At 70.9% G+C, this 23,204-nt stretch carries 20 protein-coding genes and 1 tRNA gene; 15 read left to right on the forward strand and 6 right to left on the reverse strand.

Annotation, left to right across the window (positions count from 1 at the left end; translation table 11 throughout):
* The first annotated feature begins 27 nt into the window (after positions 1–27).
* Genes OG897_RS01975 through OG897_RS01990 form a run of 4 tightly spaced genes read left to right on the forward strand, consistent with a single transcriptional unit; the run spans position 28 to position 6,183 of the window.
* Positions 28–1,806, forward strand: coding sequence for an IucA/IucC family siderophore biosynthesis protein (locus OG897_RS01975; RefSeq protein WP_266656496.1), 1,779 nt, complete (start codon positions 28–30; stop codon positions 1,804–1,806).
* Positions 1,803–3,092: an MFS transporter gene (locus tag OG897_RS01980; protein WP_266652245.1), complete on the forward strand. Its 1,290-nt coding sequence runs from the start codon at positions 1,803–1,805 to the stop codon at positions 3,090–3,092. The genes OG897_RS01975 and OG897_RS01980 overlap by 4 nt, the downstream gene beginning before the upstream one ends.
* On the forward strand, positions 3,092–4,966 hold the full coding sequence (locus tag OG897_RS01985; protein ID WP_266652247.1) for an IucA/IucC family siderophore biosynthesis protein: 1,875 nt from the start codon (positions 3,092–3,094) through the stop codon (positions 4,964–4,966). Before OG897_RS01980 ends, OG897_RS01985 begins: the two co-directional genes overlap by 1 nt.
* Positions 4,963–6,183: a type III PLP-dependent enzyme gene (locus OG897_RS01990; protein ID WP_266652249.1), complete on the forward strand. Its 1,221-nt coding sequence runs from the start codon at positions 4,963–4,965 to the stop codon at positions 6,181–6,183. Before OG897_RS01985 ends, OG897_RS01990 begins: the two co-directional genes overlap by 4 nt.
* Positions 6,184–6,231: 48 nt before the next feature.
* On the opposite strand, the gene OG897_RS01995 is transcribed toward OG897_RS01990, so the two are convergent.
* Positions 6,232–6,699, reverse strand: coding sequence for an arsenate reductase ArsC (locus OG897_RS01995; protein WP_266652251.1), 468 nt, complete (start codon positions 6,697–6,699; stop codon positions 6,232–6,234).
* Between the two features lie 91 nt (positions 6,700–6,790).
* On the opposite strand from OG897_RS01995, the gene OG897_RS02000 reads away from it, so the two are divergent.
* A complete protein-coding gene (locus OG897_RS02000; RefSeq protein WP_266652253.1) occupies positions 6,791–7,096 on the forward strand; it encodes a helix-turn-helix transcriptional regulator in 306 nt (101 codons plus the stop codon).
* On the forward strand, positions 7,096–8,190 hold the full coding sequence (gene arsB, locus OG897_RS02005) for an ACR3 family arsenite efflux transporter (protein WP_266652255.1): 1,095 nt from the start codon (positions 7,096–7,098) through the stop codon (positions 8,188–8,190). The genes OG897_RS02000 and arsB overlap by 1 nt, the downstream gene beginning before the upstream one ends.
* 45 nt (positions 8,191–8,235) lie before the next feature.
* Here arsB and OG897_RS02010 read toward each other — a convergent pair whose 3' ends face one another.
* Both OG897_RS02010 and OG897_RS02015 read right to left on the reverse strand, forming a co-directional pair.
* Positions 8,236–8,730 carry a GNAT family N-acetyltransferase gene (locus OG897_RS02010; RefSeq protein ID WP_266652258.1) on the reverse strand — a complete coding sequence of 165 codons (495 nt, stop codon included), beginning with the start codon at positions 8,728–8,730 and terminating at the stop codon, positions 8,236–8,238.
* The gene (locus tag OG897_RS02015; protein ID WP_266652260.1) at positions 8,727–9,089 is read right to left on the reverse strand and encodes a helix-turn-helix transcriptional regulator; all 363 of its coding nucleotides are present in this window, start codon (positions 9,087–9,089) and stop codon (positions 8,727–8,729) included. The genes OG897_RS02010 and OG897_RS02015 overlap by 4 nt, the downstream gene beginning before the upstream one ends.
* A gap of 114 nt (positions 9,090–9,203) precedes the next feature.
* Between OG897_RS02015 and OG897_RS02020 the strand changes: the two genes are divergently transcribed.
* Together OG897_RS02020 and OG897_RS02025 are read left to right on the forward strand one after the other, a co-directional pair.
* Positions 9,204–10,610, forward strand: a complete 1,407-nt coding sequence (locus OG897_RS02020; protein WP_266652262.1) for an NAD(P)-binding domain-containing protein — start codon at positions 9,204–9,206, stop codon at positions 10,608–10,610.
* Between the two features lie 156 nt (positions 10,611–10,766).
* Positions 10,767–12,290, forward strand: coding sequence for an ATP-binding protein (locus OG897_RS02025; protein ID WP_266652264.1), 1,524 nt, complete (start codon positions 10,767–10,769; stop codon positions 12,288–12,290).
* 96 nt (positions 12,291–12,386) lie between these two features.
* Here OG897_RS02025 and OG897_RS02030 read toward each other — a convergent pair.
* Positions 12,387–12,460, reverse strand: a tRNA-Gly gene (locus tag OG897_RS02030).
* Between the two features lie 403 nt (positions 12,461–12,863).
* Here OG897_RS02030 and dcd point away from each other — a divergent pair.
* Both dcd and OG897_RS02040 read left to right on the forward strand, forming a co-directional pair.
* On the forward strand, positions 12,864–13,439 hold the full coding sequence (gene dcd, locus OG897_RS02035) for a dCTP deaminase (RefSeq protein WP_266652266.1): 576 nt from the start codon (positions 12,864–12,866) through the stop codon (positions 13,437–13,439).
* Between the two features lie 8 nt (positions 13,440–13,447).
* Positions 13,448–13,951, forward strand: a complete 504-nt coding sequence (locus tag OG897_RS02040) for a phosphoribosyltransferase (RefSeq protein WP_266652268.1) — start codon at positions 13,448–13,450, stop codon at positions 13,949–13,951.
* Positions 13,952–14,037: 86 nt separating this feature from the next.
* Here OG897_RS02040 and OG897_RS02045 read toward each other — a convergent pair whose 3' ends face one another.
* Positions 14,038–15,012, reverse strand: a complete 975-nt coding sequence (locus tag OG897_RS02045; protein WP_266652270.1) for a Yip1 family protein — start codon at positions 15,010–15,012, stop codon at positions 14,038–14,040.
* Between the two features lie 355 nt (positions 15,013–15,367).
* A complete protein-coding gene (locus OG897_RS02050; protein ID WP_266652272.1) occupies positions 15,368–17,674 on the reverse strand; it encodes a (Fe-S)-binding protein in 2,307 nt (768 codons plus the stop codon).
* Between the two features lie 309 nt (positions 17,675–17,983).
* Here OG897_RS02050 and OG897_RS02055 point away from each other — a divergent pair, with 309 nt between their 5' ends.
* The 5 genes from OG897_RS02055 to OG897_RS02075 all read left to right on the forward strand — a co-directional run bounded on the left by OG897_RS02055 (position 17,984) and on the right by OG897_RS02075 (position 23,148).
* Positions 17,984–18,883 carry a class I SAM-dependent methyltransferase gene (locus OG897_RS02055; RefSeq protein ID WP_266652273.1) on the forward strand — a complete coding sequence of 300 codons (900 nt, stop codon included), beginning with the start codon at positions 17,984–17,986 and terminating at the stop codon, positions 18,881–18,883.
* A gap of 143 nt (positions 18,884–19,026) precedes the next feature.
* The gene (locus OG897_RS02060; protein WP_266652275.1) at positions 19,027–20,037 is read left to right on the forward strand and encodes an NAD-dependent epimerase/dehydratase family protein; all 1,011 of its coding nucleotides are present in this window, start codon (positions 19,027–19,029) and stop codon (positions 20,035–20,037) included.
* Entirely contained in the window at positions 20,034–20,819 is a 786-nt protein-coding gene (locus OG897_RS02065) for a WecB/TagA/CpsF family glycosyltransferase (protein WP_266652277.1), read from the forward strand. The genes OG897_RS02060 and OG897_RS02065 overlap by 4 nt, the downstream gene beginning before the upstream one ends.
* Positions 20,816–22,003, forward strand: coding sequence for a glycosyltransferase family 4 protein (locus OG897_RS02070; protein WP_266652279.1), 1,188 nt, complete (start codon positions 20,816–20,818; stop codon positions 22,001–22,003). Before OG897_RS02065 ends, OG897_RS02070 begins: the two co-directional genes overlap by 4 nt.
* The gene (locus tag OG897_RS02075; protein WP_266652281.1) at positions 21,988–23,148 is read left to right on the forward strand and encodes a glycosyltransferase family 4 protein; all 1,161 of its coding nucleotides are present in this window, start codon (positions 21,988–21,990) and stop codon (positions 23,146–23,148) included. The genes OG897_RS02070 and OG897_RS02075 overlap by 16 nt, the downstream gene beginning before the upstream one ends.
* Positions 23,149–23,204: the final 56 nt, after the last annotated feature.

Genomic DNA, 23,204 nt, shown 5'->3' on the forward strand with positions numbered 1-23,204 from the left:
CGCGTTCCGGTGCCCGCGAAGCCGCCCGTGACGGCGCTCACCACGGCGGTGGACGCCGAGGCGGACCTGCTGCTGCGCGTGCTCGGCGCACTGCTCCGTGAGGACGTCGTGGGCCTGCGCACCCGCTCCACGCAGGTGGAGCGGGAGGACGGCCGCTGGCTGCGGCTGGCCCCCGAAGGCGGTGGCGGCGCCCTGCTGCTCCCCGTCGTCGAGGACGGCTTCCAGAGCACGTACACCGCCCGACTGCCCCTGCTCGTAAGGGAGTCGGACGACCGCGAGCTGACCACCCACGACGACGTGCTCACCGCCCTGGCCGCGCTCGCCCACCCCGCCGACCGGCCCGGCTTCGACGCCTTCGCCGAGGAGTGCCGCCAGACCCTCGCCACCATGCGGCTGCACGACCGCACCCGCGACGAGGTCACCGGACGCCTCGCCGACCGCTACGGCGCCGACCCCGCCGACTGGACCGGCCTCACCGGCGCGCTCGCCCACGACACCCTCGCCGCCCGCCACGACCACCCGGTCTACCCGGCCGCCCGAGGGCGCTCCGGCCTCACCGAGCCCCAACTGCGCGCGTACGCACCGGAGTTCCACCCCCGCTTCGCACTGCACTGGCTGGCCGTACCGCGCGACGCGGTCACCGTGCCCGGTGGCCACGCCCGGCTGCCCGACCAGTGGCCCACGCCCGCACTGCTCGGCCTGCCGGAGCGCTTCCATCACCATGTCGCGCTCCCCGTACACCCGTTGACGGTCGGCGAGCCCCTGGCCGAGGCCCTGCGCGCCACCGGACTCGACGGCCGGGCCGTGCTTGCCGAACACCCGCACCGGGACGCCGTACCGACCCTGTCGATGCGTACCGTCGCACTGACCTCCGACCCCGACCTCCACCTCAAACTGCCGCTCTCCACCGCGACGTTGGGGCTGCGCAACCGCCGGACCATCAAGCCCGGCACCCTCGTCGACGGGGCTGCGGGACAGCGCCTGCTGGAAGCCGTGACCGCCCGCGAAGCGCGCTTCGTCGACACGGTCCTGCACGCCGACGAGACGGTGTACGCCCACGCGGGGCACGAACTCCTCGCCGTACTCGCCCGCCGCTACCCCGCCGGACTCGACGACGCCGTGATCACCCCCATGGCCGCCCTGCTGAGCGAGGCTCCCGGCGGCGCGACGGTGCTCGACCGCCTCGCCGACCGCTTCTACGGCGGCGATCCGCTCGCCCTGCTCGACGCCTGCCTCACCCTGCTCTTCGACTGGCAGACCACGCTCTTCGGCTACGGCATCGCGCTGGAGTCCCACCAGCAGAACGTCTCCGTCGTCCTGGACCGCGACGCGGAAGGCCGCACCCGGCTGCGGCTGCTGCTCAAGGACAACGACGGCCCGCGCATCCACACCGACCGCATGCGCGCGACCCTGGGGACCGACGCGCCGGACCCGTCCGACTTCGACGACGCCCGGATCTTCGGCCCGGACGACCAGGCGGTCACCGACCTGTTCACCACCATCACCGTCCACCTGTGCGCGGGCGCGTACGCCTTCGGACTGGCCCGCAGCGGCCGCGCCCCGCTGGACACGCTGCTCGCTCTCGTACGCGACAGGCTCACGGAAGCCGTCGAGCGGCTCGGCACCGGGGCGGGGGAGCCCGGCGCGGTGCTGCGCGCCCGGGTGCTGGACGCCCCGCAGCTGCCGGTCAAGGCGATGGTCAGCGCCGGATCGCTGCTCACCAAGGAGCGTTCGGGCGCCGCCGACATCAACAAGCACTACACCACCGGCCCGAACTACCTGCTGCGGACGGCGGTCGCGCGATGAGTGCCCCCGTACTCCCCGAGGTCCGGCCCCCGGAAGAGAGCGCCGCCGCACCGCAGCCCCTCGGGCGACGCCAGGTGCACGCCGTGGCCGGGTGCTACTTCGTGGCGTCCTTCGCCGCCCTCGGCCTGCCGCCCTACTTCACCGAGATCCTGCCGAGCCTCGGCGACAGCACCGCCCAGTGGGCCGGAGTGCTCTACGTCGTCCCCACCGTCTTCGCGGCGGTTGGCGCCCCGTTCTGGGGGCGGCTCGCCGACCGCTTCGGCCGCAAACGGCTGCTGCTGCGCGCCCAGTTGGGCCTCACCCTGTCCTTCCTGATCGCGGGGTGGGCCGACTCGATCGCCACCTTCACGGCCGCGCTGGTGCTCCAGGGCATCCTCGGCGGCACGTTCGCCGCGTCGAACGGCTACCTCGGTGCGGCGCTGGAGGGACCGGCCCTGTCCAGGGCGCTCACCTTGATGCAGGGGGCCGCGCGGGCCGCACTGGTCCTCGCCCCGATCGTGGTCGGCTCGCTGTCGCCCTGGGTGTCACCGCACCGGCAGTACGCCCTGCTCGCCGTGCTGCCGCTCACGGCGGCCCTGCTGATCGCGGCGCTGCCGGAGTCGCGGGGGTCGAGGGAGCGGGGCACCGGGCAGCCTGCGGACCCGGTGGCCGCCGAGGACACGGCAGCCCCGACCGCTGCCCCTCGGACCTCCCTGTACGCGCTGTACGCCCTGGAGTTCGCGTTCGTCTTCTCCACCGTCATCTCCTTCCCGTACCTGATGACGCTCATCGAGCAGCGCGTTCCCGGCACCTCGCCCGCCCTGGCCGGAGTCCTCTTCGCGCTGCCCCACCTGTGCTACCTGCTGGCCGCCATGGCGGTGCACTCGGCCTTCCACCGCCGCCCCCGGCTCGGCATCGCCCTGGGATTCACCTGCATCGCGCTCGGTCTGGCCGGGCACGGCCCGGCCGACTCGCTGCTGTCCCTGACGGCGGTACGGCTGCTGCTGGGCGCGGGCCTGACGCTCGGGCTGGTCTGCCTGTCGGTGCTGGCGGCCGAGTGCGCCGAGGGGCGGGCCCCCGGCGGGCTGTTCGGCTCGATCGAGTTCTTCTCCAAGGCCGGTGCGGTCGCCGCCGGTGTGGCCGCCGCCGTGGGCAACAGCCTCTTCGGCCCCGCCGCACCCGTGCTGACCGGCACCGCCGTGGCCGTGCTCACCGTGTGCGCGGTCGCCCTCTCGTCCCTGAAGCTCCGCCCTCTGAAGCTCCGCTCCCTGAAGCTCCGCTCTCTGCGCATCCGCTGGAGTCGTTGATGTCCCTGACCGATTCACTCGTCACCCCCTCCGTCACCGCCACTCCCGGGGGGCTGCCCACCGCTGACGACGCCGTGGCCCACACCCTCCTCAACTGCCTCCTGAGAGAGGTGTCGGGCCCCGAGCACCAGACCGCGGTCACCGACGGCCACCTGCTGCTGCGCCTGCCCCGCCGGGGCGTCCTGCTGCGCGTCGCGCTGCGCCGCACGTCGCTGCTGGGCGCCCACCGCTTCACCGGGCCGGTGCGGGAGCAGCAGGGCGGCGACTGGGCGGAGATCGACTGGCGTCGGCTCGCCGTGTACACGCAGGACGAGCTGTCGTCGCGTACGGGCGTGCACAACGAGGAGTTCCTGGACCAGATCGCCTCCAGCCACCAGGCGATCACGGCAGCCCTCGACGTACGCGCCACCCGCCCCGACAAGGACGACACCGCCGCCACGGACGGCGGATCAGCGGTCCGGGACCCCGCGTACGCCACCACGAACCCCGCGTTCGCCCCCACGGACGGCGGTCTCGCCGCCTACCTCTCCTCCGAACAGTCCCTCCTCTTCGGCCACCGCTTCCACCCCACCCCGAAGGCCCGCACCGGCTCCATCGCCTCCTGGCTCTCCTACGCCCCCGAGACCGGGTCCTCCTTCCCCCTCCGCCACCTCGCGGTGCGCGAGTACCTGATCGGCCAGGAGACCGCCGAGCCCGGCGCCGCCGACGTGTTCGACGGGCTGCGCCCCGACGTCCCGGACGGCTACCGGCTGCTGCCCGCCCACCCGTGGCAGTACGAGATGCTGAGCGAGAACCCCCGGCTGCGCGAGGCCGTCGAGCGGGGCGACATCCTCGACCTGGGCCTGGCCGGAAGGCCGTTCGCCGCCACCGCGTCCGTACGCACCCTGTATGACGGCGACACGTTCCTGAAGTTCAGCCTGAACGTGCGCATCACCAACTGCCTGCGCAAAAACGCCAGTTACGAACTCTCCGGGGCCGTCGCCCTGACCCGCCTCCTGCAACCGGCCCTCACCGACCTGGCCGACCGCTTCCCCGGCACCGCGATGCTCCGCGAACCCGCCTACCGCACCCTCCACCTGCCGGGCCCCGACGGCACCCCGGACCACGCCCTGCTCGAAGGCTTCGGCGTGATCGTCCGCGAGGGCCTGGCCCAGAAGCTGCTGCCCGGCACCACCCCGCTGCTCGCGGCGGCCGTCGCCGACGAGTACCCGACCGGCCCGGGACACGTCTCCCGGCTGCTCGCCGGGGCGGCCCCCGAGACCGTCCTCGCCTGGTGGTCGGCGTACCTCACTCTGCTCGTCCCGCCCGTCCTGGCCGCCTACTTCGACCACGGCCTGGTGCTGGAACCGCACCTCCAGAACGTCGTCGTCTGCGTCGACGAGGAGGGCATGCCCGCACAGCTCCTCCTCCGCGACCTGGAGGGCACCAAGCTCCTCCCCGAGCACCACGCCGACACCCTGGCCGCACTGCCCGCCGAGGTCGCGGGCCCCATGACGTACGACGCCGAGCGCGGCTGGGACCGGGTCGTCTACTGCCTGCTGGTCAACCACGTCGCCGAACTGCTCGCCGCCCTCGCCGACCTGCACCCGCAGACCGAGCGCGCCCTGTGGGCCCGGGTCCGGTCCACCCTCCAGACGTACGCCGACCGGTACGGCTGCCCGCCACGGCTCGCGGCGCTGCTCGCCGGGGTGCCGCTACCCGCGAAGGCCAACCTGCTGACCCGCTGGGAACGCAAGGCCGACCGCGAGGCGGGTTACGTCCGCCTCCCCTCCCCGCTGGCCGAGGCCCTGCTGTCCGAGACGCTGCTGTCCGAGACCTTGCTGTCCGACACCGTGCTGTCCGAGACGGCCCACGACACCTGGAGCACCCGATGACCACCCCTGCCCCCACCCCTGCGGTGCGCGACCGCACCCTCTCCCTCCCTTCCCACGAACTGCCCGCCTACGTCTACGACGTGAGTGCCCTGCGCACCCACGCAGCCACCGTCCGCGCGGCCCTCCCACCGTCCATCGAGCTGTACTACGCCGCCAAGGCCAACCCCGAGCCGGAGATCCTCGCCGCGCTCGGCCCGTACGTCGACGGCTACGAGGTCTCCTCGGGCGGCGAGCTGGCCCACGTCCGCAAGGCGGCCCCCGACCGCCCCCTGGCCTTCGGCGGCCCCGGCAAGACCCCGGCGGAGATCGCCTCGGCACTCGAACTGGGCGTGGCGCGCTTCCACGTGGAAAGCATCCACGAGCTGCACGTACTGGCAGCCCTGGCGCGGCGCGCGGACGTTCGCGACGTGGGTGTCCTGCTCCGCTTCAACCTCCCCGTCCCCGGCGACTCGCTGGCGGACAGCTCCCTGGCGATGGGCGGCCGTCCCACCCCGTTCGGCCTCGACCCCGCCGACGCGGACACGGCCGTCCGCCTCCTCACCGACGGCACCCACCCCCACCTTCGGCTGCTCGGCGTCCACGCCCACTTGGCGAGCGGCCTGCACGCCCCCGCCCAACTGGCGATCGCCGCATCCATCGTCACCTGGGCAGCCGACCTGGCCGCCCGCCACCGCGTCCGCCTCGCCGAGGTGAACGTCGGCGGCGGCATGACCGTCGACTACGCCGCCCCCGACCAGCTCTTCGACTGGGCCGCCTACGGCACCGGGCTCGCCCGTCTCGCCGTCGCCCACCCCGACCTCACCCTGCGCATCGAGCCGGGCCGCGCCCTGACCGCGTACTGCGGCTGGTACGTCACCCAGGTGCTGGACGTGAAGCTCAGCCACGGCGAGGAGTTCGCCGTCGTCCGGGGCGGCACCCACCACCTGCGCACCCCCGCGACCAAGAACCACGACCAGCCCTGCACCGTCCTCCCGGTCGACGCCTGGCCCCACCCCTGGCCGCGCCCGACCGCCCAGCACTCCCGCGTCACCCTCACCGGCCAGCTCTGCACCCCCAAGGACCTCCTCTCCCGTCACGTCCCGGCCCCGGGCCTGCGCGCGGGCGACCGCGTGGCCTTCGCCCTCGCGGGCGCCTACGCCTGGAACATCTCCCACCACGACTTCCTGATGCACCCCCGCCCGACCTTCCACTTCCTCGACCGGACGCCCCAGACCTGACCGCTCCTCACGCGCACCAGCACTCCGACGTGCGGCGGCACACCCTGCTCACACAGTCGTGTCCGGCATATCCGCCGTGTCCGCTGTGTCCGCCGTGTCCGGCGCGTCCGGCGTGTCCGTCGCGATCTCGGCGATCAGCCCCTCCACCAGGCTCCTGATCTCGTCGCGGATGGGACGGACGGCCTCGACGCCCCGACCGGCCGGATCCTCCAGCTTCCAGTCGAGATAGCGCTTGCCGGGGAAGACGGGGCAGGTGTCGCCGCATCCCATGGTGATGCAGACGTCGGACTCCTTCACCGCGTCGACGGTGAGGATCTTCGGCGTCTCCCGCGAGATGTCGATGCCGACCTCGGCCATGGCTGCCACGGCGGCCGGGTTCACGGCCGCCCCCGGCGCGGAACCGGCCGAACGGACCTCGATACGGTCCCCGGCGAGGTGGGCGAGCCAGGCGGCGGCCATCTGGGAGCGGCCGGCGTTGTGGACGCAGACGAACAGGACGGACGGCTTGTCGGCCATGGTGAAGGTCTCTCTCGCAAGGCGGCACGCGACTGCCGACGGCATCATCCCCCGCCGCTGTCAGCGGACGGTGACGTGAAAGTATCAGCGCATGCTGACTTCAGTCGACACTGATGTGATCCGGGTGCTGGGCGATCCGCTCCGCCTGAAGATCGTGACCCTGCTGGCCCGCGAGACGCTCTGCACGACACACCTGGTCGAGGAGACCGGAGCGAAGCAGACCAACCTCTCGAACCACATGAAGGTGCTGCGCGAGGCCGGGATCGTGGACACCGAGCCGTGCGGCCGGTTCACCTACTACAAGCTCAAGCCCGAGGTCCTGGACGGCCTTTCCGCACAGTTCGCCGAGCTCGCCGCCTCCGCCCGAGGTGCCGCCCAGAACAAGAGGGCCTGCTGATGGCCGCCACAGAACCCACCACCGCACCGCCCGGTGAGGCGTCGGTCGTCAAGAAGCTCTCCACCCTCGACCGCTACCTCGCCGTGTGGATCCTGCTCGCCATGGCCGTCGGGCTCGGACTGGGACGCCTGGTCCCGGGCATGAACGACGCGCTCGCGAAGATCGAGATCGGCGGCATCTCCCTGCCGATCGCGCTCGGTCTGCTCGTGATGATGTACCCGGTCCTGGCCAAGGTCCGCTACGACCAGCTCGACCGCGTCACCGGCGACCGCAAGCTGGTGATCTCCTCGCTGGTCATCAACTGGATCGTCGGCCCCGCCGTGATGTTCGCCCTGGCCTGGATCTTCCTGCCGGACCTCCCCGAGTACCGCACCGGCCTGATCGTCGTCGGCCTGGCCCGCTGCATCGCGATGGTCATCATCTGGAACGACCTCGCCTGCGGCGACCGCGAGGCCGCCGCCGTCCTCGTCGCCCTCAACTCCGTCTTCCAGGTGTTCGCCTTCGGCCTGCTGGGCTGGCTCTACCTCGACCTGCTGCCCCGCTGGCTGCACCTGGGCGACGGCCAGGGCCTCGACGTGTCCGTCTGGCACATCGCCCTGAACGTCATCGTCTTCCTCGGCGTCCCCCTCCTGGCGGGCTTCCTCACCCGCCGCATCGGCGAGCGGAAGATGGGCCGCGAGACGTACGAGGCGACGTTCCTTCCGAGGATCGGCCCCTGGGCGCTCTACGGGCTGCTCTTCACGATCGTCGTCCTCTTCGCCCTCCAGGGCAGGACCATCACCTCCCAGCCGCTGGACGTCGTACGCATCGCGCTGCCGCTGCTGGTGTACTTCGCGGTCATGTTCTTCGGCACCTTCCTCCTCGGCAAGAGCCTCGGCCTGGCCTACGACCGCACCGCGACGCTGGCGTTCACCGCGGCGGGCAACAACTTCGAGCTCGCCATCGCGGTCGCCATCGCCACCTTCGGCGTCACCTCGGGTCAGGCCCTCTCCGGCGTGGTCGGCCCGCTCATCGAAGTCCCCGTCCTCATCGGCCTGGTGTACGTCGCGCTCGCCTGGCGCCGGAAGTTCGCCCCCGACAAGGTGGCGTCCTGAGGGCGCGGACGCAACGGCCTTCTCGTCTCCCCATCTCCCCCTCTCCTACCGGAGAACGGGGCTGCGGCGCTCGACCAGGACCACGTCACGCCAGACGCCGTGGTGGCGGCCGATCCGCTCGCGGGTGCCGATGACCCGGAATCCGGCCCGCTGGTGGACGGCGAGGCTGGCGGCGTTCTCGGGAAAGATCCCGGACTGGATCGTCCAGATCCCCGCAGCTTCCGTCGACTCCACCAGAGCGAGCAGCAGTTGACCGGCGGCGCCCCGCCCGCGAGCGCCGGGGTGGACGTAGACGGAGTGCTCCACGACACCCGCGTACGCGCAGCGGTCGGAGACCCGGGTGGCGGCGACCCAGCCGAGCAGCTTGCCGTCGTCGTCGAGCGCCGCGAAGCGGTGTGCGTCCAGCTTTACGGCGTCGAACTCCGCCCAGGTCGGGGCGGTGGTCTCGAAGGTGGCGTTGCCCTCGTCGATGCCCGCCCGGTAGATCGTTAGGACCTCCTGCGCGTGCACGGCGGTCAGCGGCACCACGGTGACGCTCACGCGGGGACCGCGCGGGTGAGGAGCTGGCCCATGGCGGCCAGTACAGAAGGCTCCACTCGGTAGTACACCCACGTCCCGCGCCGCTCGGAGGTCAGCAGTCCGGCCTCGCGGAGCTTCTTCAGGTGGTGGGAGACGGTCGGCTGGGAGACGCCGACGTCGGAGATGTCGCACACGCACGCCTCGCCGCCCTCGTGCGAGGCGACCAGGGAGAACAGCCGCAGCCGCACAGGGTCCCCCAGCGCCTTGAACATGACCGAGGTCCGCTCGGCCTCCTCCGCCGTCAGCGGGCGCTCGGAGAGCGGCGGGCAGCACGGGGTGACGGCTCCCGTTTCCAGCAGCGGCAGCATCTTCGTCGTCATGCCCCCATCATCCGTAGAACTTCGACAGATGTCTATATTGACGAACGCCAATACACAGCGCCATGGTGGCACTCACCAAGACATCGACAACCGTCGAATCAAGGGGAGCCCGCCGTGAACGCATCCACCTCTGCCGAAGCCCTGCCCGTCGTCGTGATCGGCGCAGGTCCGATCGGTCTCGCCGCCGCTGCCCAACTCGTCGAGCAGGGGCTTCGGCCGCTCGTCCTGGAGGCCGGTTCCACCGCCGCAGCGGCCGTACGCCAGTGGTCGCACGTGCGTCTGTTCTCCCCCTGGTCCGAGGTCGTCGATCCGGCCGCCGAGAAGCTCCTCGCCCCCACCGGCTGGGTACGCCCCGACGGATCGGGCTACCCCTCCGGCGGCGACTGGGCCGACCACTACCTCCAGCCCCTCGCCGACGCCCTCGGCGACAGGGTCCGCACCGGCGCCACCGTCACCGGCGTCTCCCGTACCGGCCGCGACCGCGTCGTCGACGCCGACCGCGAGGCACAGCCGTTCGTCGTCCACCTCACCCGCACGGACGGCAGCGAGGAGCGCGTCCTGGCCCGCGCGGTCATCGACGCCTCCGGTACCTGGAACACTCCGAGCCCGGCCGGCGGCAGCGGCCTGCCCGCCCTCGGCGAGAGGAGTGCCGCCGACCGCATCACCTACCGGGTCCCCGACCTCAGGGACCCGGCCGTCCGTGCCCGCTACGCGGGCAAGCGCACCGCGGTCATCGGCTCCGGCGCCTCCGCCTTCACCGCACTCGCCCACCTCGCCGACCTCGCGACGTCCGACGACGGCACCGGCACCCACGGCGTATGGGTCCTGCGCCGAGGCATCTCCGGCAGCACCTTCGGCGGCGGCGAGGCCGACCAGCTCCCCGCCCGTGGTGCCCTCGGTCTCGCCGCCAAGGCCGCCGTCGACAACGGCCACGCCGACGCCGTCACGGGCTTCCGTACCGGTGCCGTCGAGCGCGACGACGCCGCCCGCCTCGTCCTGGTCGGCGAGGACGGCCGCCGCCTGGACCCGGTCGACGAGGTCATCGTCCTCACCGGCTTCCGCCCCGACCTCACCTTCCTGGACGAACTGCGCCTCGCCCTCGACGAACGCCTCCAGGCCCCCATCTCACTGGCCCCCCTGATCGACCCCAACCAGCACTCCTGCGGCACCGTCTACCCCCACGGCCACCGCGAGCTCTCCCACCCCGAACCCGGCATCCACCTCGTCGGCATGAAGTCCTACGGCCGCGCCCCGACCTTCCTCGCCATGACCGGCTACGAACAGGTCCGCTCCATCGCCGCCGCCCTCGCGGGCCACACCGACTCCGCCGACCGGATCGAACTCACCCTCCCCGAAACCGGAGTGTGCGGCGGCACCGGCCTCTCCGACCCCCCACCGACGGAAGAGCCCGCCACCGGGTCCTGCTGCGCCCCCGCCCCCGCACTGCCGCAACTCGCCCCCCACACCTCACCCTCGCCCCTCACGGAGGAAGCATCACCGGGCGGCTGCTGCGGCTCCTGAGAGACCCAGACAACCCAGACAACAAAGAAGCCCCGGGCCACTCCTGGGCCGTAGGTCCGTGCCGACGGAGGCAATGCGCCCGATCCCGCATCGACCAGCTCGGCCGCAATCCTTAGGAGTACACTCCATAGGAGTACGTTCCTAAGGAGTGCCTTCGTGCCTGGTTCCGCACACCCGACCAAGCCGGTCCATGTCTTCGACCGGAGCGTCGAGTGGGACGCCCTCGCCGCCTTCGTGAGCCGGCCGCTGCCGCACGCCATGCTCGGGATCGTCAGCGGCAGGCGGCGGATGGGCAAGACCTACTTGCTGCGTGCCCTGGTGGAGCAGCAGGGGGGCTTCTACTTCGGAGCCACGGCGGCGACGGAGACGGAATCCCTGCGCCAGTTCGCCGCGGCTCTTGCCGAGCACGTGGGGTCGCCGGTTCCTTTCTCCTTTGCCACCTGGGACGACGCGATCTACTACCTGTTCGGGCTGGCCTCGCCGCGAAGTTCTCAGGCGCCACTGCTTGTGGTCATTGATGAATTTCCGTACTTGGCGAAGACCGCTCCGGAGCTTCCGTCGATAATCCAGCGGGAGGTCGACCGGTTCCAGGTTGAGCAGAGCCGGATGCGGCTTCTCCTGTGCGGGTCGGCGATGTCCGTCATGGGCGGACTGCTGGCGAGTACCGCACCCTTGCGGGGGCGGGCTCAACTGGAGCTTGTCGTACGGCCCTTCGGGTACCGGGCGGCCGCTGAGTTCTGGGGGGTCGCGGATGACCCCGCGCTCGCTGCCCGTCTCCATGCGGTGCTCGGTGGCACGCCTGCGTACCGTCGGCAGTTCCTCGCGGACGACGTCCCCACCGGGCTGGAGGAGTTCGACGACTGGATCTGCCGTACGGTCCTCTCGCCCTTCAGCCCTCTCTTCCGGGAAGCCCGGTACCTGCTGGCCGAGGAAGCGGACATCCGGGACACGGCCTTGTACCACTCGGTCCTCGCCGCGGTGGCGCAGGGGAATTCCACGCGTGGAGGGATCGCGGGGTACATCGGCCGTAAGTCGGTGGACATCTCACACCCCCTCCACGTCCTGGAGGACAGTCACCTCCTGGCGCGGGAAGCGGACGTCTTCCGCGCCGGGAAGTCCCAGTACCGAATCACCGAGCCGCTGATCAACTTTTACGAAGCGGTGATGCGACCCGCTTGGGCGCGACTTGAAAGCGGGCAGGCCCGAGACGTGTGGGCACAGTCCGCGGAACGCTTCGCGGCGCAGGTGGCCGGACCGCACTTCGAGACGATGTGCCGCGAGTACATCCTCGGGCCGGGCCGGGCCCTGCTCCGCTCCTCCCTGGGGGAGGTGGGCGGTGGCGTGGTGACGGACCCCGTGGCGCGGCGGCAGACGCAGATCGACGTAGCCGTGGTGGAACCCGGGTCCGGGGGAAGCAAGCAAGCGGTTCACCTGCTTGGGGAGGCGAAGTGGGGAACCGTCATGGGGTTGAGCCACCTGGAGAGGCTGGCTCGGGCACGGGAAGTACTCACCGCACGAGGCATGGACACCAGTCGATGTCAGCTGGCCTGCTTCAGCGCGGCCGGCTTCAGCGACTCGTTGCGACGCGAGGTGTCGCGTGGAGTGCAGGGCGAGGACGGCGTGCTGCTCATCGGTCTCGACGAGCTCTACGGCGGGGCGTTCCGCGCACCGCTCCATTGACCGAGCGCGAGATGCGGCGCGGGAAGCGGTTCCTTATCCGGTCCAGACAACAACAAAGCCCCGGGCCACTGGCCTGGGGCTTTCGCGTGTACTGCGTGGAGCGGGTGACGAGAATCGAACTCGCGCTCTGAGCTTGGGAAGCTCATGTTCTACCATTAAACTACACCCGCCGAAGCGGCTGTTGAGCTTCTGCCGCATCGTCGGACACTGTACCCCATGTCGGGAGATCGGTGTCCAGGGGGTTGCCGTGGAGTGCGGAGTGCCGCTTGGTGAGGGGTCCTGTTTATCCCCTAATGTGGCAGCTTCGTCCACGCGTGGTTTGGGGAAGGGACTTGATGGATCGCACCGTCGTCCGCTGTGCCGAAGGGCACGTGTTCAGCACCTCTTCGTTCCCGTTGCGGCAGCTCGGTGAAGGGCGGATCGGGCCCGGGAGGCTGGTCAGGTGTCCTCGGTGTGCGCGGCTCAGGCATGCCGTGCCGGTGGGGGGTCAGAAGTAGGAGCTGTGGGTAGTTGGTCGAGCGCGTGGGGTTGTCCGATTGGGGCGGGCCCGCGCGCTCTGCGTATCCTCGGTGAGTGCTTCTCTCAGACAAGGACATCCGGGCCGAGATCGACGCCGGACGCGTACGTATTGATCCGTTCGACGATTCCATGGTGCAGCCGTCGAGTGTCGACGTGCGGCTCGACCGCTACTTCCGGGTGTTCGAGAACCATCGGTATCCGCACATCGATCCTGCCGTCGAGCAGGCCGATCTGACGCGGTTGGTGGAGCCTGAGGGGGACGAGGCGTTCATCCTGCATCCCGGGGAGTTCGTGCTCGCTTCGACGTACGAGACGATTACCCTGCCCGACAATCTCGCTTCGCGGTTGGAGGGGAAGAGTTCGCTCGGGCGGTTGGGGTTGGTCACGCACTCGACGGCCGGGTTTATCGATCCTGGTTTTTCGGGGCATGTGACGCTGGAGTTGTCGAATCTGGCGACGCTTCCCATCAAGTTGTGGCCGGGGATGAAGATCGGGCAGCTGTGTTTGTTCCAGCTGAGTTCCTCGGCTGAGTTTCCTTACGGGTCCGAGCGGTACGGGTCCCGTTATCAGGGGCAGCGTGGGCCGACGGCCTCGCGGTCCTTCCTCAATTTCCATCGGACGCAGGTGTGATAGCCGGTATGGGTAACAGTGACGTGCGGGAGAATCTGACGTACGACGGGTTCGGGCACGCTGTGCGCGAGCTGGCGCAGACGATCGCGGATGACGGGTACGAGCCCGACATCGTGCTGAGTATTGCGCGTGGTGGGGTGTTCGTGGCGGGTGGGCTCGCGTACGCGCTGGACGTCAAGAACATTCATCTGGTGAATGTCGAGTTCTATACCGGGGTCGGGACGACTCTGGAAATGCCGGTCATGCTGGCGCCGGTTCCGAATGTCATCGACTTCAGCAACAAGAAGGTGCTGATCGCTGATGACGTGGCGGACACCGGGAAGACGCTGAAGCTGGTGCACGACTTCTGCCTGGAACATGTGGCGGAGGTGCGCAGTGCGGTGGTGTACGAGAAGTCGCACTCTTTGGTGAAGTGTGAGTACGTGTGGAAGCGGACCGACGAGTGGATTAACTTCCCGTGGTCCGTGGAGAAGCCGGTCGTGCGGCGGGACGGGCAGATTCTCGACGCGTGAGTGTCATGGCACGGGGGGAAACGTGAGAGGGCCCGGAGCTCAAAGCTCCGGGCCCTCTGGCGTGTGCGGGTGCGTAGTCGTGTGCGTTACAGCGTGCCCAGCTTGATGAGCGAGAGGAGCGCGATCAGCTGGATGGCCGAAGCGCCCAGCGCCTTCGGCCAGGGGAGGTCGTGGGACTTGCTGACCATCGAAGTGAAGAGGGCGCCCGCGGCGAGCCAGGTGGCCCAGCCGACGATCTGGACGAGGTTGTTGTCGCCGCCCAGGAAGAGGGCCAGGAGGAGGCGGGGGGCGTCCGTGATGGACATGATCAGCATGGAGAGGCCGACCGTGGGCTGCCAGGAGCCGTCGCCGCCGAGCTGACGCGCCACCGTGTGCGTCACCGCGCCCAGGATCAGGCCGCAGAGCGTCATCGCGACCGCGGTGATCAGGACGTACGGGATGGCGCTCGCGAAGGTCGCGTTGATCGTGTCCTCGCGCGCCTTGTCGAAGCCGAAGACAGCGAGCATGCCGTAGAGGAACGTGACGATGACGGCGGGGGACCAGACCTGGTGGTCGCGCATCTGCCAGAAGGTGTCCCCGGGGCGCAGCACGATGCCCGAGAGCAGCTGCTTCCAGGGGAGGCGGGGGCCGGGCGGCGGGGCGGGGGAGTTGCCCGCGCGGTAGGTGTTGCCGTCGCCGTACGGGTCCTCGTTGACGCTGAACGCCTGCGTGTGGCCCGGGTTGTTGGCGTACGGGTCGTGAGCGCCCTGGGCGTACGGGTCGTACGGGGTCTGGGGCGGGGCCTGGCCGTACCGGGGGTCGTAACCGCCCTGGTTGTGCTGGGGGTGGGGGTCGCCGAAGTACTCCGGCTCGTCGGAGCCGCCGCCTCCGTATCCGTATCCGCCGTTGCCCTGTGGGGCCCCGTTGCCGTTGCCCGGGGACTGCGGCGGCCACTGCTGACGGCCGTACTGGGGGTGAGGCGGTGCCTGTTGCCCCCCGTACGGCTGCTGCTGCGGTTGCTGCCGCTGCGGTTCCTGCTGCGTGCGGTTGTCCCGGCCGCGTCCGATCCTGAATCCAGCCACGCGAACGAACGTACCCGCTCCGGATACGGGCGGGGACGGGCAGTGGCGGATAAGGGGGTCTTTGCCGCCGAGCTGTGACATCCCCTAGGGGTACCCCGGGGGGTTGACCGGAGGGGCAGGAGGCGGGCGGGCGGGTACGGAGCGTAGTGGGGTGCGGTGGGTGGGGTGAGGTTTCGTTGAGAGGTGGGGGAGGTAGGGGGACGTGGCGGTCTGGCCGGCGTCGGCGCCGCGGGTCTCGGCTTCGCGGTGAGGCGGCGCAGCCGTCAGGAGGGCCGGCCGCCCGGCACACGCAGGAGCGGCCGGTTCCGCCCCGAGGCAGAACCGGCCGCTCACGCGTGCGTACCGTGCGGGCGGGCTACTTCGCCGGCTCCGGCTCCGGCGCGTCCTCGGACTCCTCCGAAGCCGCCGGGTCGACCGGCGTCTTGACCGAGTCGAGGAGCAGCTGCGCCACGTCCACGACGGTCAGGGACTCCTTGGGCTTGACGCCCGTGGCGGAGCCACTTTCAGCTTCAGCCTTCTTGCCGTTGACCGAGTCCGTCAGCATGACGAGGCAGAACGGGCAGGCGGTCGAGACGATGTCCGGGTTGAGGGAGAGGGCCTCGTCCACGCGCTCCGTGTTGATGCGCTTGCCGATCCGCTCCTCCATCCACATCCGCGCACCACCGGCGCCGCAGCAGAAGCCGCGCTCCTTGTGGCGGTGCATCTCCTGCTGGCGCAGGCCCGGGACGGCGGACATGATCTCGCGCGGCGGGGTGTAGATCTTGTTGTGGCGGCCCAGGTAGCAGGGGTCGTGGTACGTGATGAGGCCCTCGACCGGGGTCACCGGGATCAGCTTGCCCTCGTCGATGAGGAGCTGGAGCAGCTGGGTGTGGTGGACGACCTCGTAGTCGCCGCCGATCTGCGGGTACTCGTTGCCGATCGTGTTCAGGCAGTGCGGGCAGGTCGCGACGATCTTCTTGGCGGTGCGGGGCTTCTTGGACTCCTCCGTCACCTTGCCGTCGTCGTCGTACTCCTCGCCGAAGGCCATGTTGAGGGCCATGACGTTTTCCTGGCCGAGCTGCTGGAAGAGCGGCTCGTTGCCGAGGCGGCGGGCCGAGTCGCCCGTGCACTTCTCGTCGCCGCCCATGATCGCGAACTTGACGCCCGCCATGTGGAGCAGCTCCGCGAAAGCCTTGGTGGTCTTCTTGGCGCGGTCTTCGAGGGAGCCCGCGCAGCCGACCCAGTACAGGTACTCGACCTCGGTGAGGTCCTCGATGTCCTTGCCGACGACCGGCACCTCGAAGTCGAGCTCCTTGAGCCACTCCAGGCGCTGCTTCTTCGCCAGGCCCCAGGGGTTGCCCTTCTTCTCCAGGTTCTTGAGCATCGTGCCCGCCTCGGACGGGAACGCGGACTCGATCATCACCTGGTAGCGGCGCATGTCGACGATGTGGTCGATGTGCTCGATGTCCACCGGGCACTGCTCGACGCAGGCGCCGCAGGTGGTGCAGGACCACAGGACGTCGGGGTCGATGACGCCGTTCTCCTCGGCGGTGCCGATGAGGGGGCGCTCGGCCTCGGCGAGGGCGGCTGCCGGTACGTCCTTCAGGGCCTCGGCGGACGCCTTCTCCTCGCCCTCCATGTCCTTGCCGCCACCGGCCAGCAGGTACGGGGCCTTGGCGTGCGCGTGGTCGCGCAGCGACATGATCAGGAGCTTCGGGGAGAGCGGCTTGCCCGTGTTCCAGGCGGGGCACTGCGACTGGCAGCGACCGCACTCGGTGCACGTGGAGAAGTCGAGGATGCCCTTCCAGCTGAACTGCTCGACCTGGCTGACACCGAAGACGGCGTCCTCGGCCGGGTCCTCCCAGTCGATCTCCTTGCCGCCGGTGGTCATCGGCAGCAGCGCGCCGAGCGCGACGTCGCCGTCGGCCCTGCGCTTGAAGAAGATGTTCGGGAAGGCCAGGAAGCGGTGCCAGGCGACACCCATGTCGGTCTTGAGCGCGACCGTGATCATCCAGATGAAGGACGTGGCGATCTTCAGACCCGCGAAGAAGTACGTGAGGTTCTGGAGCGTGGAGAGGTCCATGCCGCGGAACCACGCGACGAAGGGGTACGAGATGAAGAACGACGCCTCGTACGCGTTCACGTGGTGCTGGGCGCCTTCGAGGGCGTGCAGCGTGAAGATGCAGATGCCGACGATGAGGATGACGGACTCGACGAAGTACGCCTGACCCGCGTTGGAGCCCGCGAAGCGGGACTTGCGGCCCGGCTTGTTCGCCTTGCTCAGCTGGCGGATCACGATCAGCACCGCGATGCCGAGGATCGTCATCGTGCCGATGAACTCCACGAACATGTTGTACGGAGCCCACTCGCCGACGATCGGGAGCATCCAGTCGGCCTGGAAGAGCTGGCCGACGGCGTTGACGATCGTCAGCAGCAGCGAGAAGAAGCCCACCGCCACGAACCAGTGCGCGACGCCGACGACGCCCCACTTGTTCATGCGCGTGTGGCCGAGGAACTCCTTGGCCACGGTGACCGCGCGCTGCCACGGGTAGTCGGTACGGGTGCCGGCGGGCACGGGCTGTCCGAGCCGTACGAAGCAATAGATCTGGAAGATCGCACGGCCGAACAGCGCGACGCCGACTGCCATGAGGACCAGCGACACGATGATCGCGGCGAGTTGCATTTGGGGGCTCCTCGGGCCTGCGAGGGTGGGTAACGGGGGGTGTCTGTGGGGCTCCCGGGGGTCCCGGGAGGCTCCCGGGAAGTGCCCCGGGCCTCAGACGTGATGACACTGTGCTGATTACTAAGCGGTAACTTATCCAGTCGAGCTGAGATTACCCACTTATGCCGTCGCACAGTATCCAGGCGCCCGGTGATCTGTGTCGCTCAGGCAACCCTCAGTGAGAGGCGTCGCACAGAGGGCCCCCGGTCGGCCCCCGCGTACGGCGAGTCGGCCCGCACCCCAGGGTGACGGGGTGCCTACGGTGCGCGCATGACCTCCCTCAAGCGGCGTGTCGCCACCGGTGCCAATCGGCTGTTCTCCCGGGCGGGCCTCCTCGTCTCGCCCCGGCACTACTACTCCTCCGCCCCCGACCTCCGCGGCCTGGAGCAGGCACGTGCCCACTGGGCCGGACCCTCCGAGCTGCCCGGGCTGCGGGTCGATCTCGACGCCCAGGTCGAGTGGCTGCGGCGGACCTGTCTGCCGTACGGCGACGAGTACGCGGGCAACGCCCTCTACCGGGGGTCCGCCGCCTCCGGGCCCGGGTACGGGTACGTCGAGGCGCAGGCCCTGCACGGAATCCTCCGCTCCGCCAAGCCCCGCCGCTACCTGGAGGTGGGCAGCGGCGTATCGACCCGGATCGCCCTGCGCGCCCTGGAGCTCAACGCCGGAGAGGGCGAGGGCGGCGACGTCGTCTGCGTCGAGCCGTACCCCAGGGCCTGGCTGGCCGACGACCCGCGCGTGTCCCTGTACCGCAGCCCGGTGCAGGCGGTCGACCTCGACGTCTTCACGTCGCTCGGCGCGGGCGACGTGCTCTTCATCGACTCCAGCCATGTCGTGGGGCCGGGCGCGGACACGAACTTCCTGGTGCTGGAGGTGCTGCCGCGCCTCGCCCCCGGCGTGCTCGTCCACCTCCACGACATCTACCTCCCGTACGACCACCAGCGCGACCTCCTCGACTCCCCCTTCCACTGGGCCGAGACCTCGCTCGTCCGCGCCTTCCTCACCGGCAATGACCGCGTCGCCATCCTCGCCTGCCTCTCCCACCTCCACTACGAGCGCACCGACGGCCTCCGCGAGGTCTTCCCCGAGTACCGCCCGCAGCGCGACCGGGGCGGTCTCGGCGTGGGCGGCGGGCACTTCCCGGCCTCGCTGTGGCTGCGTACCGCCTGAGGCATCGGACGAGGGGCCTGGAAACATCAAATGCCGTAAATAGGGCAAATGGTGCGGCGTGCCGGGCCGGGCCGGGCATCGCTTCATGGCACACCTTTCGGTGATAACGACCGAAAAGGGGATAGAAGCCAATGAACGCATGCGTGAGCAGTACGGGCGCGGTCGACGCCGTGGTGACCGGCGCCGGTGGCTTCATCGGCGGGCATCTGACCCGGCGGCTCCTTGCCGAGGGCCTCCGCGTCCGCGCCGTCGACCGCAAGCCGCTGGACGCCTGGTACCAGGCGCACGCCGAGGCAGAGAACCTCGTCCGGGACGTCGCCCTGCTCGACGGCTGCACGGACGCGATGGCGGGCGCGGCGGGCGCCGAGGTGTTCCACCTCGCCGCCGACATGGGCGGCATGGGGTTCATCGAGAGCCACAAGGCCGACTGCATGCTCTCCGTCCTCTCCAGCACGCACATGCTGATGGCCGCCAGGGACGCGGGCGCGGGCCGTTACTTCTACTCCTCCTCGGCCTGCGTGTACGCGGCGGGCAAGCAGACCGAGGCCGACGTCACCGCGCTCCGCGAGGAGGACGCGTATCCCGCGACGCCCGAGGACGGGTACGGCTGGGAGAAGCTCTTCAGCGAGCGCATGGCCCGCCACTTCCGCGAGGACTTCGGGCTCGCGACCCGTACGGGCAGGTACCACAACGTCTACGGCCCGTACGGAACCTGGACCGGCGGTCGCGAGAAGGCCCCCGCCGCCGCCTGCCGCAAGGTCGCGCTCGCCGTGCTCACCGGGACCGACGAGGTCGAGATCTGGGGGGACGGCGAGCAGACCCGCTCCTTCACCTACATCGACGACTGTGTCGAGGGCACCCTGCGGCTCGCCCGCAGCCAGGTCGTCGAGCCGCTCAACATCGGCTCCGACCGGCTCGTCAGCATCAACCAGCTCTTCGCGATCGTCGAGTCCGTCGCCGGAGTGCGGCTGAAGCACCGGCACATCCCCGGCCCGCTCGGCGTGCGCGGGCGCAACAGCGACAACCGCCGCATCGTCAAGGAGCTCGGCTGGGAGCCGGAGACTTTGCTGACCGCAGGTCTGGAGCGGACGTACCGCTGGGTGTACGACCAGGTCAGCGCCCAGCTCGACGGCCGCCCGCACTTCACCTCATGAGCGCGGTGGCGAGCGGAGGGCTCCGCGTCGACGTGCTGGGCACCCGGATCAGCGCCGTCCGTCCCGCACAGGCTGTGGACGAGATCGGCCGGTGGGTGGAGACGCCGGGGGAACGGTCGTACGTGTGCGTGACCGGGGTGCACGGAGTGATGGAGTCCGTACGGGACCCCTGGCTGCGCGGCGTCCACAACCGCTCCGGCCTCACCGTCCCCGACGGCATGCCCATGGTGTGGGCGGCGCGGCGGGCCGGAGCGCCGGACACGGCGCGCGTGTACGGGCCCGACCTCATGCTCGCGGTGCTTCGGCGGGCGGCGGAGCACGGCTGGTCCTCGTACTTCTACGGCGGCGCGGAGGGCGTGCCGGAACTGCTCGGGCAGCGGATGGCGGAGAGGTTTCCCGGGCTGAAGGTCGCCGGGGCCTGGTCGCCGCCGTTCCGGGCGCTGACGGCCGAGGAGGACGCCGAGGCCGTGCGGCGGATCAACGACTCGGGGGCCGACCTGGTCTGGGTCGGGCTCTCCACGCCCAAGCAGGAGCGGTGGATGGCCGAACACCGCGACCGGCTCGACGCGTCGGCGCTGCTGGGAGTGGGGGCCGCCTTCGACTTCCACACCGGGCGGATGCCGCAGGCCCCGGAGTGGATGCGGGAGAGGGGACTGGAGTGGGCGTACCGGCTGGCGAAGGAGCCGAGGCGGCTGTGGCGGCGCTATCTGCGCAACAACCCCGCCTATCTGGCCAGGACCGCGCTGCGGCCGCCCCGGCTGGTCGGGGAGGAGGGCCGGTGAGCGGTGCTCTGCGGATCGCGCTGGTGCACAGCTTCTACGCCTCCGGCGCGCCCAGCGGCGAGAACGAGGCGGTACGGGACCAGGAGCGGGCGCTGCGTGCCGCCGGGCACGAGGTCGCGCTGATCGCCGCCCGTACGGACGAACTCGCGGGCGGAGTCTACCCGTTGAGGGCCGCCGCCCGGGTGACCACCGGACGCGGCGCGAGCCCGGCCCGGGAGCTGGCGGCCTTCGCACCCGACGTCGTCCACGTCCACAACCTCTTCCCGAACTACGGGCGTTCGTGGGTACGGGACTGGCGCGGGCCCCTCGTCGCCACCCTCCACAACTACCGGCCGCTGTGCGCCGCAGGGACCCTCTACCGGGCGGGCGCGGCCTGCACCCGGTGCGTGGACGGCGATCGCTGGGCCGGGCTGCGCGAGGGCTGCTACCGGGGGTCGCGGGCGGCGACGCTGCCGCTGGCCTGGGCAGGGCGGAACGGGGCGGCGGGCGATCCGCTGCTCGCGCGGGCGGACGTGCTCGTGGTGCTGTCCGAGCTGAGCCGTCGTACGTACGCGAAGGCGGGCGTGCCGGGCGACCGGCTGGCGCTCGTACCGAACTTCGTCACCGACGCTCCACGGGTCAACTCAACTGCTGGGAAAGGGCGGTGGGTGTTCGTCGGTCGGCTGGGCGCGGAGAAGGGAATTCTGGAGCTGCTGCGCCAGTGGCCCGGGGACGACCCCCTCGACGTGGTCGGCGACGGCGAGCTGGCCGCCGACTGCCGGGCGGCGGCTGCCGCTTCGGGTGCGTCGGTGCGCTTCCTCGGAGCGCTGGACCGCGACGGACTGCGGCGCGCGATGCCGTCCTGGAAGGGCCTCGTCTTCCCCAGCCGCTGCCTGGAGAACGCGCCTCTGGTGTACGCGGAGGCCCTCGCCGCCGGGCTGCCGGTGCTCGCCTTCGACGGGTCGTCGGTGGCCGAAGCGGTACGGGCCGAGGGCACGGGCGCGGTCACCGACTGGTCCGCGCCGGCCGGCCCCGCCCTGCGGGACGCCGCCGCCCGCTTCCCCGCCCTGCGCGCGCACTGCGCCCGGGTGTTCGCCGAGCGGTACGCGGAGCCGGTGTGGGCGGCCCGGACGACCGCGCTGTACGAGCGGGCCATGAAGGCTTCGCCGGAGAGGGGGGTGGCGTCCGCATGGGTGAGCGCCTGAACGGCAGGGGCCGCCCCCGGGTCGGCATCGTCCAGCCGTACGTGACCGGGTACCGGCTGCCCTTCCTGGAGCGGCTGGCGGACGAGCTGGACGGACGCGGCATCGACCTGACGGTCGCGCACGGCCGTCCCGCGCCGTGGCTGGCCGGGCGGGGCGACTCCGTCGCCGTGCCCGGCGGGCGCGAACTTCCGCAGCGCACCTGGAGGATGGGCGGTCGCACCGTCATCTGGCGGGACCTCGGCGATCTGGCGCTCCGCAGCGACGTGCTCGTACTGGAGCAGGCGCTGCACAACCTGGAGAGCCTGCCGCACCTGCTGCGCGGACCCGCCCGGCGTGGGCCCTCCGTGGCGCTCTGGGGACACGGCGGTACGTACGACGTGCCGCAGCATCCGGCGCTGCGGGCGGCCAAGCGGGCGCTGACCCGGCGGGCCCGGTGGTTCTTCGCGTACACCGAGGGCGGGAAGCGGGAGGTGACGGCGGGCGGGTTCCCCGGGCGGCGGGTGACCGTCGTGCGCAACACGGTGGACACGGCGGCGCTGATCGAGGCCCGGCGGCGGATCACCGACGCCGACCTGGCCGCCTTCCGGTCCGCGCACGGGCTGGTGCGGGGGCGGACCGCGCTGTACGTCGGGGCGCTGGACGCGTCCAAACGGATCGACCTGCTGCTGGCCGCAGCCGACCGGGTGGCCAGGGTGCTGCCCGGATTCCGGGTGCTGGTGGCGGGCGACGGCGTGGACCGGGCGATGGTGGAGGCGGCCCAGCGGGCGGGGCGGGCGGTGGTCTCCGTGGGCCGCACCACGGGCGACGCGCACAAGGCGCTGCTCGGGGCGGTGAGTGAGGTGCTGCTGGTGCCGGGGCTGGTGGGGCTGGTGGCCGTGGACTCCTTCGCGCTGGGGATTCCGGTGGTGGCCAGGCGGGAGGCCCTGCACGGGCCGGAGTTCGGGTACTTGGAGGACGGGCGCAATGCGGTGCTGGCTCGGGGCGGGGAGGTGGAGTACGCGGACCGGGTGGTCCAACTCCTCCTCGACCGGTGGGAGTTGTCCCGTCTCCAGAAGGCATGCCGGGCTGATGCGGCGCACTACACGGTGGCGGGGATGGCGGGGCGGTTCGCGGGGGGTGTGGAGGGGCTCCTGGCCTGCCCCTGAAGGTCTGCGCGCGCTCCCTTCCCGCTGGGGCCGGGCGGGACGTGCCCCTTTAGGGG

This window comes from Streptomyces sp. NBC_00237, from assembly GCF_026342435.1.
In the GTDB taxonomy this organism is placed as follows: Bacteria; Actinomycetota; Actinomycetes; order Streptomycetales; family Streptomycetaceae; genus Streptomyces.